The 15,113-nt window shown below is 42.4% G+C and carries 17 protein-coding genes; 8 read left to right on the top strand and 9 right to left on the bottom strand.

Translation table 11 applies throughout. From position 1 onward, the window contains the following. The first annotated feature begins 109 nt into the window (after positions 1 to 109). The 8 genes from EYR97_RS15985 (at position 110) to EYR97_RS15950 (ending at position 5,912) form a co-directional block, all read left to right on the top strand. Positions 110 to 799, top strand: a complete 690-nt coding sequence (locus EYR97_RS15985; protein WP_131094668.1) for a tRNA-uridine aminocarboxypropyltransferase — start codon at positions 110 to 112, stop codon at positions 797 to 799. 98 nt (positions 800 to 897) lie between these two features. Then, positions 898 to 1,392, top strand: a complete 495-nt coding sequence (gene tpx / locus EYR97_RS15980) for a thiol peroxidase (protein WP_131094667.1) — start codon at positions 898 to 900, stop codon at positions 1,390 to 1,392. A 71-nt stretch (positions 1,393 to 1,463) separates the two neighbouring features. Continuing rightward, positions 1,464 to 2,291 (top strand): sulfurtransferase, encoded by an 828-nt coding sequence (locus EYR97_RS15975; protein ID WP_131094666.1) that lies wholly within the window; start codon positions 1,464 to 1,466, stop codon positions 2,289 to 2,291. Between the two features lie 23 nt (positions 2,292 to 2,314). Continuing rightward, positions 2,315 to 3,031, top strand: coding sequence for a Sir2 family NAD+-dependent deacetylase (gene cobB / locus EYR97_RS15970; RefSeq protein WP_131094665.1), 717 nt, complete (start codon positions 2,315 to 2,317; stop codon positions 3,029 to 3,031). Positions 3,032 to 3,043: 12 nt separating this feature from the next. Beyond that, a complete protein-coding gene (locus EYR97_RS15965; protein ID WP_131094664.1) occupies positions 3,044 to 3,670 on the top strand; it encodes a LysE family translocator in 627 nt (208 codons plus the stop codon). Positions 3,671 to 3,764: 94 nt separating this feature from the next. After that, positions 3,765 to 4,496 (top strand): stress protein, encoded by a 732-nt coding sequence (locus EYR97_RS15960; protein ID WP_131094663.1) that lies wholly within the window; start codon positions 3,765 to 3,767, stop codon positions 4,494 to 4,496. Continuing rightward, the gene (locus EYR97_RS15955; protein ID WP_131094662.1) at positions 4,489 to 5,280 is read left to right on the top strand and encodes a glucosaminidase domain-containing protein; all 792 of its coding nucleotides are present in this window, start codon (positions 4,489 to 4,491) and stop codon (positions 5,278 to 5,280) included. The genes EYR97_RS15960 and EYR97_RS15955 overlap by 8 nt, the downstream gene beginning before the upstream one ends. Then, positions 5,277 to 5,912, top strand: a complete 636-nt coding sequence (locus EYR97_RS15950) for a DUF2987 domain-containing protein (RefSeq protein ID WP_131094661.1) — start codon at positions 5,277 to 5,279, stop codon at positions 5,910 to 5,912. Before EYR97_RS15955 ends, EYR97_RS15950 begins: the two co-directional genes overlap by 4 nt. Here EYR97_RS15950 and EYR97_RS15945 read toward each other — a convergent pair. The 9 genes from EYR97_RS15945 to ccoP all read right to left on the bottom strand — a co-directional run bounded on the left by EYR97_RS15945 (position 5,904) and on the right by ccoP (position 15,111). Next, on the bottom strand, positions 5,904 to 6,941 hold the full coding sequence (locus tag EYR97_RS15945; protein WP_131094660.1) for a patatin-like phospholipase family protein: 1,038 nt from the start codon (positions 6,939 to 6,941) through the stop codon (positions 5,904 to 5,906). The two genes, EYR97_RS15950 and EYR97_RS15945, sit on opposite strands and share 9 nt — an antisense overlap. Then, positions 6,942 to 7,892 (bottom strand): tRNA 2-thiocytidine(32) synthetase TtcA, encoded by a 951-nt coding sequence (ttcA, locus tag EYR97_RS15940; protein ID WP_131094659.1) that lies wholly within the window; start codon positions 7,890 to 7,892, stop codon positions 6,942 to 6,944. A 73-nt stretch (positions 7,893 to 7,965) separates the two neighbouring features. Further along, positions 7,966 to 8,886: a universal stress protein UspE gene (uspE, locus tag EYR97_RS15935; RefSeq protein WP_131094658.1), complete on the bottom strand. Its 921-nt coding sequence runs from the start codon at positions 8,884 to 8,886 to the stop codon at positions 7,966 to 7,968. A gap of 170 nt (positions 8,887 to 9,056) precedes the next feature. Then, a complete protein-coding gene (fnr, locus tag EYR97_RS15930; protein WP_131094657.1) occupies positions 9,057 to 9,797 on the bottom strand; it encodes a fumarate/nitrate reduction transcriptional regulator Fnr in 741 nt (246 codons plus the stop codon). A gap of 47 nt (positions 9,798 to 9,844) precedes the next feature. Further along, on the bottom strand, positions 9,845 to 10,504 hold the full coding sequence (locus tag EYR97_RS15925; RefSeq protein ID WP_131094750.1) for a sulfite exporter TauE/SafE family protein: 660 nt from the start codon (positions 10,502 to 10,504) through the stop codon (positions 9,845 to 9,847). Beyond that, positions 10,491 to 10,763, bottom strand: a complete 273-nt coding sequence (gene ccoS, locus EYR97_RS15920) for a cbb3-type cytochrome oxidase assembly protein CcoS (RefSeq protein ID WP_131094656.1) — start codon at positions 10,761 to 10,763, stop codon at positions 10,491 to 10,493. The genes EYR97_RS15925 and ccoS overlap by 14 nt, the downstream gene beginning before the upstream one ends. Before the next feature lies 1 nt (position 10,764). Further along, positions 10,765 to 13,161, bottom strand: coding sequence for a heavy metal translocating P-type ATPase (locus EYR97_RS15915; RefSeq protein WP_131094655.1), 2,397 nt, complete (start codon positions 13,159 to 13,161; stop codon positions 10,765 to 10,767). Further along, entirely contained in the window at positions 13,161 to 13,640 is a 480-nt protein-coding gene (locus EYR97_RS15910) for a FixH family protein (protein WP_131094654.1), read from the bottom strand. Before EYR97_RS15910 ends, EYR97_RS15915 begins: the two co-directional genes overlap by 1 nt. A 517-nt stretch (positions 13,641 to 14,157) precedes the next feature. Further along, positions 14,158 to 15,111, bottom strand: a complete 954-nt coding sequence (ccoP, locus tag EYR97_RS15905) for a cytochrome-c oxidase, cbb3-type subunit III (protein WP_131094653.1) — start codon at positions 15,109 to 15,111, stop codon at positions 14,158 to 14,160. Positions 15,112 to 15,113 lie beyond the last annotated feature (2 nt).

Below are 15,113 nucleotides of genomic sequence, written 5' to 3'. Positions count from 1 at the left end.
AAGGATATTATTTGTAGAAAATGTTCCGGCTTGTGCTAGGGTGTGGCCTGAAACTATGCTAGATTCGCCCTTATTTTTTGTGACAAAGTTAATTAATTTGAATTCGGTAATGTCGCTTCGTGCTGAAGAGCTTACAAAGGCAGCGCGCCCATTTAACGCAAGAGGCAGCAAGGTTATACGGTGCGATGCGTGTTTACTGCCTACTCGCAATTGTATATGCGGCTATTGCCCCACACCACAAACCAGCGTCGCAGTTTTATTCCTGATGTACAAGGGGGAGTATTACAAGCCAACCAATACAGGGCGTCTTATTGCGGATGTTGTAAAAGACAATCATGCGTTTTTATGGAATAGAACTGAGCCTGACTCAGCGCTACTTTCCTTGCTCAAAAATGATGCGTATTTCCCTATCGTTGTATTCCCCCATGAATATGCCCAGCCATCCCGTTGTATTTCCACACCGCCACTAGATACGGATAAGAAATTGTTGTTTATTTTTCTTGATGGGACATGGCGTGAAGCAAAGAAAATGTTTGTAAAAAGCCCATATTTAAAAGACTTACCTGTGCTCGGGGTAACGCAAGATGTGGCCTCTGACTACTTGTTGCGTGAATCTACCCATGCATTTCAACATTGCACGGCTGAAGTGGGTATTAGCGTGCTGGAATTGGCCAATGAACAGAAAGGGGCGCAAACATTGGCACATTATTTTAATATTTTTAGGCGAGAATATCTGAAAGGGAAGCCCCATTTACAACATAAACTCGCGTTTGCTTCACAGCAAGTGAAGGATGAATGAAAGATAAGTGCAACAGTGGTGCGATTAATTGAGTCATTTAGTTGCGAAACTATGGAATTATAGCCACTATCAACAAGTCAAAACTAAGGAGAATATCCATGGCATCAGTTACATTTCAAGGAAATACCGTTTCTACCACTGGCGAATTACCAAAAGTTGGTGAAAAGGCCCCAGATTTTGCGCTTGTGAAAGCAGACCTAAGCGAAGTATCGCTTTCGTCGTTGGCAGGGAAAAACGTCGTGCTTAATATTTTCCCATCTATTGACACAGGTACTTGCGCTACATCAGTACGAAAGTTTAATGAAAAAGCGGCTGACTTAGACAACACAATTGTAATATGTGTGTCTGCTGATTTGCCGTTTGCTGCTGGCCGCTTTTGTGGTGCAGAAGGCATTGAGAATGTCATTACTGGCTCTACCTTTCGTTCAACATTTGGCAGTGATTATGGTGTAACATTTACTTCTGCACCGTTAACTGGGTTGCTGTCACGCAGTGTGGTAGTGATTAACAGTGATGGTAACGTGACTTATACCGAACAGGTTGCAGAAACCACTGAAGAGCCGAATTACGAGGCAGCATTAGCAGTACTGTAAGTATTGCTGTTTGTTCCCATTTTTAATTTCATTCAGCCCGAATAGCTAGGCAGTTAACACAGGTAAGTATTATGACGTCGTCGTTGTTGCAAGTGGGTGAACTTGCTGCATTAATGCAAGACAAGCCTATAACCTTAGTTCGTGCCGTTATGGACGACCCAGTCACAAGCGCGCCAGATGCTAGAGATGCGTTTGTGTTACCAAGTTCGGTTGATGTAGATCTTGATAAAGAGGGAAGTGATCATGCAATAGCACTTCCCCATACTATGCCATCAGCCACTGCTTTTGCTGACTATTTGGGTAAAAAAGGGATCACACAAAATACTCCGGTTGTCGTCTACGACACTCGCGGCATATACAGTGCACCGCGTGTATGGTGGATGCTAAAGTCGGTGGGACATAACGAAGCCTACCTGTTAGACGGTGGTCAACCCGCATGGAAGACGGCAGGACTGCCCGTATCAGAGACTAGCCAAGCAAGTCAAAATACATACCAAGCAAATCCTCAATCGAACTGGTTTGTTGATGCAAACACCGTTGTAGAGTCATTAAATAGTGATGTTCAAATAATCGATGCCAGAAGCAAACCTCGATTTCACGGAGAAATTCCTGAGCCCAGAGAAGGTTTGCGTTCTGGGCACATGCCCGGGGCTTTCAATATTCCATTTACTGAACTGTTAAAGAACAACCACTTTTTACCTGTTACTGAATTAAAAGACGTGTTTGATAAGGCAAATATAGACCTCTCAAAACCCATTATATGTACCTGTGGTTCAGGGATCACTGCTTGTATCATTGGCTATGCAGCACTGCTGTGTGGTGCAACTGACGTGGCGGTTTACGATGGTTCTTGGTCACAATGGGGGGCAAATAATCAATATCCTGTAGTTATTGACTAAAACGAGTGATTGCATTGAAAAAAATGAATAAATTACCTCGTATTGTAATACTTACGGGGGCTGGCATTTCAGCCGAGTCAGGCATAAGAACATTCAGAGATAACGATGGTTTGTGGGAAGATCATCGCATAGAAGATGTTGCCACCCCTGAAGCATTTGAGCGCAACCCCAGTTTAGTCTATCGCTTTTACAATGCAAGACGAGCCCAACTGCAGGCGGAATCAGTAAAGCCAAATAGTGCACACAGCGCGTTGGCTCGCCTAGAAGAAACCTTTCAAGGTAACCTAATGTTGGTTACTCAGAATGTTGATAATTTGCATGAACGTGGGGGGAGTAAAACGGTTTTTCATATGCATGGCGAGTTGTTATCTGCGCGCTGCGCAATAACCGGTAAGTGTTTTCCATGGTCATCGTCATTTGATCACACCACCCGTTGCCCTTGTTGTACGCGCCCCACATTACGCCCCGATATTGTGTGGTTTGGGGAAATGCCAATTCACATGGATGCCATTTACGATGCACTTGCGCAATGTGATATTTTTATAGCAATTGGTACTTCAGGTAATGTTTATCCTGCTGCCGGCTTTGTACAAGTTGCTAAAGAAGTGGGGGCTCATACTATTGAAGCAAATCTAGCCCCCAGCGCAACCAATGCGTTGTTCGACGAGTCACTAACGGGGGCTGCATCTGTTGTCATCCCTGAATTAGTCGATTCGCTAATTTCTCACTATGCGCTTTAGGAGGCGCACTACATGCAGTACATGAATGAATTTTTAACTATCGCTTTGGTACACCTTGTTGCGGTGGCGAGTCCCGGCCCCGACTTTGCGGTGGTTGTCAGAAACAGTGTGGCCTATGGTCGACGCATTGCTATTTACACAAGCATTGGCGTTGGTTTGGCCATATTGCTTCACGTAGCCTATTCGTTAGTTGGCTTGAGTGTGGTCATTGCTACTACACCATGGTTGTATCAAGCCTTTAGCTATTTGGCGGCAGCATATTTACTGTTTTTAGCTTTTGGAGCACTACGAAGTGGACCGCCTAAGGATGGAGAATCCACTATCCAAAACGAAAAGAAGCCATTAATATCAGCCAAAAAAGCACTTTGGATGGGCTTTTTAACAAATGGATTAAACCCTAAGGCAACGTTGTTTTTCTTGTCTTTGTTCACCGCCATTATCAATATTGAAACGCCCTTCACGGTAAAGCTGATGTATGGTATTTACTTAGCCATTGCTACGGGTCTGTGGTTTTGCTTCCTATCTTATATGTTAAGCACTAGTAAAGTAGCAGATTTTATCGGTAAAAAAGGATATTGGTTAGACAGAGCCATGGGAGTACTTTTAGTTGGGCTCGCGGCAAAACTAGTTATTGGTTAGGTCAACAAATCAATAGTTTACATCTGTGTCGCAGCAAGTTTTTTAAGTAAGTTGATATAATCCTCAAGGTTTATTGAATTAATAAGAGAGTTTTGTGAAAGAAGTAAATACTGGGCGTATAAATCAGACGCTTGCAAAACAATACCAATTTGATGTTAAAGGATTGCTCAGAAAAGCCGCGTCTCTTACTAAAATGAATTTTGGTTCATTATTGCAAGGCTGTGTTGTACTTTTTCTCACCTTTGTTGTGTTAGGTATTATTGTCCAGCCATTTATCACCATTCACGACGATGGCACCTATACATTTGAACATCAATCGATAATTGAAATAGTAGCAATTTGTGTAGTAGCACCGCTGCTCTCTGGGCTTTATATGATGGGCGTAAGTCAAGCAAGAGGGCATAAAATAACGGTGTTTTCGACTTTTCAGTATTTTCCACTGATTTTTTTATTAGCGCTTACGCAACTTATCAATAGCATACTTGTTCAATTGGGTATGATGTTACTGCTAATACCAGGTATTTATTTCTATCTGGCTAGTACTTTTTCGCTAATGCTTGTCGCGGATAAAAAGCTAACACCTATTAGCGCTATTATACTTTCATGCAGACTTTTTAACGCCTATTGGAAACAACTAGTGAGTATTTATGCGGTTATTATTCTGTTGTTTATAACCGTACCATTTACTTTGGGTTTCTCGCTTATCTGGGTGTTGCCGTTTTACTTTAGTATTACTGGGTTGCTCTATCAAGAGTTAGCAGGCGATAGCAGTGAAGGTGTTTCAACATTAAATAACGGTGTAAACGAGTCGAGTTTTGATGCATAAACGCGAAACGTTAAAAATTGTATTAATAACATTAGCGGTATTGGCCGTTATTGTTATTAATGCCATTATTTTTACCGAAGAAGCGCCTGACATTTTAGATGTCCCTCAAACTGTAGAGGCTAAAAAGCCTGTCCCTGATTTTTCTAAATATACTGATGTAAAAGAAAAGAAAGCTGCTTTTTTTGCTTATTTGAAACCGGAAGTTGACAAGCAAAATGCTTATTTGCTGACGCTACGTCACTACGTTCAAACCTTGTATAGAAAGATTTTGGCTGAAGAGTCACTGTCTGAAGAGGACTTAAGTCGCATTGCTTGGTTAGAAGAAGAATACCGTGTAAAACAGTCAAAATCACTTCAGGGGCGTTTACTTGCACTATTGCAAAAAATAGATATTCTACCCGCAGAACTGGTTTTGGTTCAGGCTGCCAATGAGTCAGCATGGGGCACCAGTCGATTTGCTCGACAGGGGTATAATTTCTTTGGCCTTTGGTGCTTTTCTAAAGGGTGTGGATTTGTACCCAGTCAACGCAATGATGGGGCTTCTCATGAAGTGGCTAAATTTAATAGTTTGTCCCGCGCCACTTATACTTATATGCGTAACTTAAATCGTCATGATGCCTATGCTGATTTACGCGAAATACGCAGTCGTCTAAGAGCTAATCAAATTCCAATTACAGGTGTCGCGTTGGCAGAAGGTTTAATGAATTATTCAGAGCGTGGAGCCGCTTATGTTGAAGAGCTTCAAGATATGATCCGTTTTAACGAGGAGTTTTTATCAGAATGATACGTGCCACTTTATTTATGGCGTTACTTGTTACCAGTGCAGTTTCTTACGCCGAAACCATAGGTGTGGAATACAGCCGCTTCTATAGTCATGTAAAGAAGCTTGATAACGAAGATACCCAAGCACTTCAGTTTGCATTTGGTTTTATACGCGTAGGCGAGGGTAGACTGTGTGGTATTAAAGAGGCTGCAATAGTTACAGACAAAAAAACCTTACCTCTTACCGTTAGCGACGAAGGACGTTTTGCTGTGCCAAATGAAAAAGCGCTGAAACTCGCCAATGCATTGGTCAGTATTGCGCTTGATGAGCCTGCTAATGTCTGTGATATGTCAGTACAATTGGAAACAAAATCCGAATATTTAAAGCAATACTACAGCAAGGACGATCTTAATTTTTTGTATGGACAATACGAAGCTTTCTTTAATGAAATGGGAAGTTTCCTATCATTTTTAATGCCCACGGTTACAGGCTTGATGATCCATTTCGATGATAAAGAGCTCGACTTTATTACTCCACAGGGATATGAAATCACTAATGGTGTTCTGCGAATTGAACAAGATGCAATTAGCGCTTCTAAAGGCATTACCCTTCCCAAAGCGCCATTGCGTATCACGGCTATTGCATCAAGTTAATAACTGATAGCGTATTTGTTCTGCGAGGCGGGTGATAGTTTCTTCACCTTTCTCGCACAATTCTTTAGCGCGGTGAAATTCCATTATTCCCACATCAGTTAGCTGGGGCTCGATTAGAATATCTGGCGGATCACCAGCCAATCTAGAACGCGTAACGCGAGCCTGTAGAATTTCAAGCGAACTACTCATCACACTCATAATGCCTGGCGGATTGCGCTTGTTCACCTTTGCGGGAACTTCAGTAACTCGTTCTTCGGCTGTCTCAATAAGTGTGGAAGCAACGGAGTTATTATCTTCAGTACTCGAAGATTGTTCTTTTTGAATGTCTTTGTCTTCTAACTTTTTCTCTTCCTGTTTACCGTCGTCTTGCTTGTTGTCAGGTGAAAACCATTGGCGAAGCACATTTTGGCTCTTCGTGAAAAAGTCTTCGGTTTTACGCTGATTTTCTTCGTGATCTTGGCGAAGTTTTTCTAATCTTAGCGGTCTGAAATCGGCATTTAAGTTGACGGCAATAACAAAGTCGGCGCCTAATTGACGACACAGATTAACGGGAACTGGGTTAACTACAGCACCATCCACCAACCATCTATCACCATGAGCAACAGGGGCGAAGAGCGCCGGTATAGCGCAAGAAGCTTGAATAGTATCTGCAATGGGGCCTGAATTGAAAACGACCTCACGACCGGTATATAAATCGGTAGCCACAGAAGCAAAAGGCTTGAGCATGTCTTCGTAGTGCTCCACACAAAACTCGCTTGCCAGTTTATCAAATACCTTTTGACCGCTGGCAATACCGCCACGGCGTAATCCAACACCCATAAGTGCAAGTACTTGCCAGTCACTTAATGAACAAGCCCACTCTTTTAACCCTTCTAGTTTTCCACTTGCGTAGGCAGCACCAACATATGCACCAATGGAGCAACCTGCAACCACATCAATTTTTATTCCAAGCTTTTCCAGCGCTTCAATAATACCAATATGAGTCCAGCCTCTCGCTGCTCCTGCACCTAACGCAAGTCCTATCTTCATTTATTTGGGTTCCATTATATTAACTATTTCAATTGTATCATCAGCACCAATTGCGTTTTCTACATTAGTTGAGAAGGTAGGTTGATCAAACCCTATATCACCGTCTTCTACTGGGCCATCATGGGTGGTAATTGATTTGAAATCATATAGATTACTATCGACAAGGTGTGATGGTGCAACGTTTTGCAACGCGCGAAACATTGACTCGATACGACCAGGAAATCGACGGTTCCAGTCTTGTAACATGGCTTTAATGTTTTGGCGTTGTAAGTTCTCTTGTGAACCACAAAGGTTACAAGGAATGATGGGGAACTCAGCTGCCTGAGAGTATTTTTCTATGTCTTTTTCCGTGCAGTAAGCCAGTGGTCGAATGACGATGTGTTCACCGTTGTCACTTACCAGTTTTGGTGGCATCGATTTAAGTTTACCGCCGTGAAACATATTCAAAAAGAAGGTTTCCAGCATATCGTCTCTGTGATGGCCAAGGGCAATTTTGGTCGCACCCAATTCTTTTGCTGTACGATACAAAATCCCGCGACGAAGGCGTGAACATAAAGAGCACGTGGTTTTACCTTCGGGGATTTTATCTTTTACGATTGAGTAGGTATCTTCTTCGACGATTTTATAATCGACACCAATGCTGTCTAGGTACTCTGGCAAAATGTGCTCTGGAAAACCAGGCTGTTTTTGGTCTAAGTTAACAGCAACGATATCAAAGTGAATAGGGGCTATCTTTTTTAAAAACAATAAAATATCAAGCATGGTGTAACTGTCTTTACCGCCAGACAAGCACACCATGACTTTGTCATTGTTTTCGATCATCCCAAAATCGCCTATGGCTTTACCAACATTGCGGCGCAGGCGCTTTTGGAGCTTATTAAAGTTGTATTTTTGCTTACTTTCCGACGCGGTCAATGGCGCGGTATTAGCACTGTTTGTGCTTAAACTCATAATTAACTTGCTTGGTTTATTCTAAAACCAACATTATACAATAAAGCCCCTTTTTTAAACCATGCTTGTGGGGTTAATTTATTGGCGACACAAACCCCTCTGGTTTTAGTGCAAGTACATCACAATTAAGCTCGTCAATCACGTGTTCTGCAGTGTTACCAATTAGCGCAGCCGAAATGCCCACACGGCCCACCGTACCAATGATGACAAGCTCTGCATCTAAGTCTTTAGCGACTTGGGGAATGACCTTTTCGGGGAGTCCTTCCTTAACAAAACACTTATTGTCAGGAACACCGTACTTCAGTGCATGGGCTTTCATTTCTTTTTCGTGATGATTTTTTACCGCATTGTAATAAGTGTCTGGGTCAAATTCTGGGACTTCAATCGCAATATTTAAAGGTGTAGAGGGAAAACTATTGACGAGGTTAACACTGCCTTTTAACAAACTAGCATAGTCATTGGCTATTGTAGTTATCTTGTCGTTCAATGCCGCGTGTTCATCGTCTTCGCTTCCTACATTGACAGCAGCAACAATTTCACCATCTTCTGGCCAGTCGTGATCTTTAACTAATAGAACTGGACAGGGGCACTTCCGCATTAAATGCCAATCGGTTGGGGTAAATATCACAGAAGATAAATCGTCATGCTTTTTAGTTGCCTTTACTAGCATGTCTATTTTATTGTGAATGGCGTAGTGAATAATGGCTTCATAAGCACGGTTATTCCACTCAACCACAATATCCGTATTCGGGAAGCCGAGTTTACTTAAACTTTCCGCGAGCCACTGAGCATGATCGTTGGTTACCACATCGCGCATCGCTTCTCGTTCATCAGGGTTTAACATGGTGGTCATATCATAAGACAAGTCATAAACAACCATCATAGCAGTAACAGAAGCACCCGTTTTTTCGGCAAGCTCATAGGCTCGACTTAATGCTGGTTGATTGTCCCGCTCTGCGTCTACTACGGCTAGAATATGTTTACACTCAATCATATAGTTTCCCTTAAAAGCGATACCTTATGTACTAAGTGTAATAGACATTAGCGAAAACGTAAGTTGTTCTAGGTCAATTAAGCGTTTATTTATGAAAGAGGAAATCGACGGAAGATATTAAAGATAAGAGGGCGAAGAAACGCCCTCTTAGCGTGAATTGAGTGTGCTGATTAGCTATTGCAAACGATGCTTGGCCCGTTAAGTGCTTCAAGCTTGCTGTTTAAGCGGTCAAAATCTAAAACGGTAATAAGCTTACCGTCTACTTTAATGATCTCTTCTTTTTGGAAGCGGCTTAGCAAACGGCTGATGGTTTCAATTGTTAGACCAAGATAATTACCTATTTCATTTCTCGTCATCGTTAGGTGAAATTCACGATGTGAAAAGCCGCGTTCTTCAAAACGTTGGGACAGATGAGAAATAAAATACAACAATCTTTCTTCAGCCGTGCGTTTATTTAGCAGCATGATCATGTCGTGATCTTGCTTAATTTCAGCACTCATAAAGCTCATGATTTGATGGCGTAATTTGGGGAATTGCACCGACATTTCATCAAGCGTTTCATAAGGTAACTCACAAACCATAGCTGTTTCTAGCGCTTGCGTATAACTTTGGTGTTTGCTTTCTCGTAAAGCATCAAAGCCAATAATATCACCTGGGAAATGAAACCCAGTGATCTGTTCTTCACCTTCTTTATTTGTTACAAACGACTTAAATGAACCTGTACGTACTGCAAAAAGCGAACGAAAAGTGTCGCCAGTTTGAATTAGCGTATCACCTTTGTGAAGCGGCTTTTTACGCTCGATTATGTCGTCAAGAGATTCAATTTCAGTTTTATTAAGGGCCACTGGCAAACACAAATGACTAAAACTGCAATTCTGACAATGTATTGAAAATTGGCTTCCTTTGCTCATTACACTACTCACAAATAAAATAGGCTGTGCATATAGTAACGAAAGTTCTAAATAATTGCGCGGTAAATAAGACTAATTGCGTATATAGCCATTATTATTGCGATTAACTGACGTACATAACGGTTTTGAAAACCTGTAATTAACCATTGAGCACTTGCACTGGCTGCTAATAGCGTAGGCAAGGTGCCTAATCCGAAGAAAAGCATGATCATGCCTCCTTTCGTAGCTGAGCCGGATGCAAGCGACCAGGTTAACGTAGAATAGACTAAACCACATGGAAGCCAACCCCAAATAAAACCATAAGGTAGGGCACTTAGTGGTGACTTAAACGGAATAAATCGCTTTGACAAGGGTTGCACATACTTAAAAAGTTCAGAGCCAAGGCGTTCTATATTCGTTAATCCTGTCCACCATCTCCCCAGATAGCAGGCCAATAGAAGAAGCATTACACCGCTAAGTAAGGAAAGTAGGTATTTTGCAACGGGTAAAATATCTGATGCGAATACACCTAACGCACCAGCAAGCATACCAGCAAGTGTGTAACTCACAATTCGCCCTAAGTTATACGATAAAGCATAAGGAAAAGCAGATTGATGTTTTGGTGAGGCCATGCGCAGGGCTGCCACAATCCCACCGCACATACCGACGCAGTGTACGCCGCCTGCAAGCCCAATTAAAAAGGCGGAAAAATAATCAATGCCGTTCATGGGTATTGTGGGCGTTATCGACATTTTGTTTCGAGGCGACGTTTCTGGCTAACTGGCTTTTCTCTTGGTTTTCTTGCACTTCTTTGCGCTGTTCTGCTAGCTTCTTCTCTTCCGGTGGTAAGTCATCGTCAAACAAAATACTGTAGCCTTGACGGTCTAAATCTTCGAATTGATTTGATTTTACCGCCCAAAAGAAGATAGCAATGGCTATTGCTACAATAATGATGGCGATGGGAATCAGTACATAAATAATACTCATACTATTTGCTCAGTAGTCGTGTTGAATTGGTCACTACAATAATACTACTCAGTGACATTCCTACCACAGCCATCCAAGGTGACAACACACCAGACACGGCAAAAGGCAATATAAGTACGTTATAGCCAATAGACCAACCTATGTTCTGACGAATCTTTCTTTTCACCTGGTGTGCGGTATCAATGAGTGCCGGAACGGCAAGAAGTTGGTCGCCTAGTAGGATCACATCAGCTGCCGTTTTAGCCACATCAGTGGCATTTCCTACAGCAATTGCAACATCAGCACTGGCGAGGACAGGCGCATCGTTTATGCCATCACCCATCATCATTACTTTTCGCCCTGCGTTTTGTAGTGCTTGCACTTCAGCATACTTTAAATCGGGTGTTAAACCACCTTTAGCGGTTTCTATGGGTAACGAATTCGTAATTTTATCGACATTTTGCTGTGTATCGCCACTTAAAACGGCCAGTTCATAGTCTTTAGCTAACCTGTTTAATGTCTCTTTGGTGTCTTCACGCAAACTATCACTGACTTCAAAAGCGGCAAGTAATTTTCCGTTAACTGCTAAGAAAACATTTGCATTAATTGTGGCTGTGTTGGCTTCAATCTCGCAAAAAGCCGCTGAACCCATTTTGAATAGCGAGCCGTTAATTTCACCGCTAATACCACCGCCGGGTGTCACTGTGTAATGCGTTACTTGATGATTAGCTTTTTGTGCTTGATCATCTGTAAACGCGCGTGCTATTGGGTGCTCTGAACGTGCTTCAAGCGCAATAGCAATGCTCATAACACTGTCGGGCTCTACACTTGGCTCAAACCACTTTTCAATAAGTGAAAATTTACCTTGGGTTAAAGTGCCTGTTTTATCAAGAGCAATAGTATTGATAGATGTAATTTGCTCGAGTGCATCGGCGCGTTTTAACAAAATGCCTTGTCGATTTAATTTTGCCATGGCACAGGTAAGCGCAGATGGCGTCGCTAAACCCAATGCACACGGACAGGTTGCAACTAATACAGCGATTGTGATCCAAAACGCCTCTTCACTGCCTTGCAACCGCCAATAGCCATAAGTAAAACCAGCGATAAGCAGTACTGCGATAACAAAGTAACGAGAGAAGTTATCTGCAACTTGTGCCGCTTTGGGTTTAGTTGCCATGGCACTTGCTTGTAAGCGCACAATTTGATTTACCAACGCGTGTTTAAGGGTTTGGGTAACGGTAATTGTTAGTGCACCGTCTTGACATACCGTACCGCCATACACCACACTTTTAGCGTGTTTCGCAACAGGGTTAAATTCGCCTGTTAACATAGATTCGTCTACTGAGGCATTTCCCTCTTGTACCACACCGTCAATGGGAATGGTTTCACCTGGCTTAACTAACACCACATCATCTACTTCAAGCTGCTTTGCGAGACAATCACTAATAGTGCCGTCGGTATTTAGTTTGGTTGCAGATACAGGCACATACTGCATCATATTTGCGGATATTTGTGCTGCACGGTGTCGGCTTCTATGTTCTAAAAATCGACTTAGTAAAAGCAAGAAGATAAACATGCAGATAGACTCGAAATAGACGTCACCTTGCTCGAGTACTGTTGAGCGAATACCGGCTAAATAGGTACCAAATACCGCGATGGTAACTGGCACATCCATGTTGACCGTTTTTGCTGACAACGCCTTTGCCGCACCGATATAAAACGTACTTCCTGAGTACAGTACAACAGGTGTGGTAAGGGTTAATGCCACCCAATAGAAATATTGTCTGGTTTCAAGCTCGATTGCACCAAACCAGTCAAAGTACAAACCGGTCATTAACATCATGACTTGCATTGTCATTATACCTGCTAGTCCAAGCTTCTTTAAAAACGTCTTTTGTTCACGCTTAAAACTTGCTTCGTGTTCGTCAGGATGGAAAGGGGAACCCACATAACCTATGCGTTTTAATGTAGCTAAAATTTGGCTTAGTTTTATATCAAGAGGAGACCATGTGATTAACGCACGCCGTTCTTGTACGTTTACCGCCACCTGCCTAATTCCCTCAACTTTCGATAGTTGCTTTTCAATCAACCAACCACATGCCGCACAGGTAATACCTTCAAGGGTTAATTGAATTTGTTTGTGCTTACCTTCGTCGAAAACAAACTCTTCTTGTAATGACGGCTCGTCATAGACTTTTAGTTTATCTAATGTGCTTAGTATACCGTCATCAGATTTTTGTGCTGGCTCTGTACGAAATTGGTAGTAGTCCTCTAAGCCGTTTTGAACAATGGCATTGGCAACCGCTAAGCAACCAGGGCAGCACATGTCGCGCTGTTGCCCTAAAATTACGGTGTGGAACTGGTCCTTATCGCGACTGTCTATTTCCAAGCCGCAGTGGTAACAATTATTTTCTGACATTATGGGTTAAACTTGATGGTGCCAGAATAGGGAAGATGAAGCGTATTTTGAATTTTCCAGCTGTCGTCAAACGGTGTTAAAGAAACACGCCATTTACCGTCTAAACTCTCTTCAACAAAACCGCGATATATACCATTGGCATCACGGCTTAATAAAACACTGACATCACGATCTTCTAAGGTAACATGATAAAAGCTTAGTTTTACGGCGTTACCTTCTTTGGGAATACCAGAATGAAACTGAAGGGCAATGCTTCCATCATTAATAGTGAGATCGGTGGTGATGTTCATTTTCTTAGCTATAGCTTCTTTGTCTAAACGGGCATTAATGGCTTTGCCTTCTTTGTAATAGTCGTCGACTACCAAGCTGTCTTCCGTTGAAACTGCCAATTTGAGTAGAACCCCGCCCATTGTAAACGTGATGATAGGGACTGCGATAAGAAACCAGGGCCAAAATTCTTTATACCAAGGGTTATTCATTGGTGCGTATTCTCATAGTAAATATAAAACAACATATTCAAGGTGACTTTAGGTTTATTACTTTTAACTACACGATTTGGTGACGTTCATTTCCACATTAAAGTGAATGAACATATCGAATTGAATTAAGCAAAAGTAACCTTGAATAAACTCTAATATTTTTGTGTCTTATACCAATCCGCATAGATAATTGCCCACTCAGAAGGCGCTGGCAAGTTTCCTAGCGAAGCTTGGGAATGCAGGAATGGCTGTTCCCTTTCAAATTCCCAGAATGAAGCTGGGAAGCTTGCCAGACCTTCCCGAAGGGCGAGTTTAAAATGTCCGTACTCTTTGTTGTGTCACCTTGATGTAGAACCACTATACCTGCGGTAACACGCCGCGATTACGAACATTTTAACTCTCGCTGAATGGGTAATTATCTGTGCGGACTGGTATTATAAAACTATATGGCTGTATTTTCTCATAAAAAAAGCCCCGTGATAACGAGGCTTTTGGTGATATTTAATGATTTAAATCATTAATCATTTGAAAGGCTGTAAACGTATGCCGCAACTACGTGTATTTTGTCATCACCCAAGGTTTTCTTGAATGAAGGCATTACACCGTTTCGACCATAAGTTAGCGTTTCAGTGACTGCTCTGTGGCTACCGCCGTACAACCAAATGTTGTCAGTTAGGTTAGGTGCACCAAGCATTTGGTTACCTTTACCGTCCATACCGTGACATGCTGCACAGACTGCAAAGCGCGCTTTACCGGCTTCTGCAAGTTGTGGTTCAACATCACGACCACTTAGACTAAGTACATAGTTAACCACTTCTTCGATACCGTCTTCACCCATTGCATCTAGCCAAGCAGGCATTGCTGCTTTACGACCAAGTGTAAGCGTTTCAACGATCTTCGCACCAGAACCACCGTATAACCAATCGTCATCCGTTAGGTTAGGGAAGCCACCATTTTGACCACGAGCATCAGAGCCGTGACACTGAGAGCAGTTCTGCAGGAACAGACGTTGACCTACTTTATTTGCTTCAGGATCTTTCGCAAGCTCTTCTACGGGAATTTGTGCGTACGCTTCGAAGATCGGGTCAAACTTCTCCGCAGCTACGTCCAATTCACGGTCATATTTAACTAAATAACCTTGCTCTTTAGCGTCTATTCGCGCTTGAGCAGATTCTTCCAATGAACGGATATCTTGGTTTGAACTTCTCCAACCTAGAATCCCTTCATACGCCCCAAGACCTGGGAAAAGCGCAAGGTATAGGAAGCCCCAAACAATAGTTACATAGAACATGATTGTCCACCAACGCGGAAGTTGGTTGTTAAGTTCTATGATACCGTCAAATTCGTGCCCCATTGACTCGCCTTCAGGAACGCCTGTCTTGTTAGCAAGACACCAGCGTAGAAGGAAGTAGCAACCAGCAATTAACCCAAGGGTTATTACTGAAATCCAAATTGTCCAAAACATACTCATGA

Source organism: Alteromonas sp. KUL42, from assembly GCF_006538325.1.
Lineage (GTDB): Bacteria > Pseudomonadota > Gammaproteobacteria > Enterobacterales > Alteromonadaceae > Alteromonas.
This window is presented reverse-complemented; position numbering and strand designations above follow the sequence as displayed.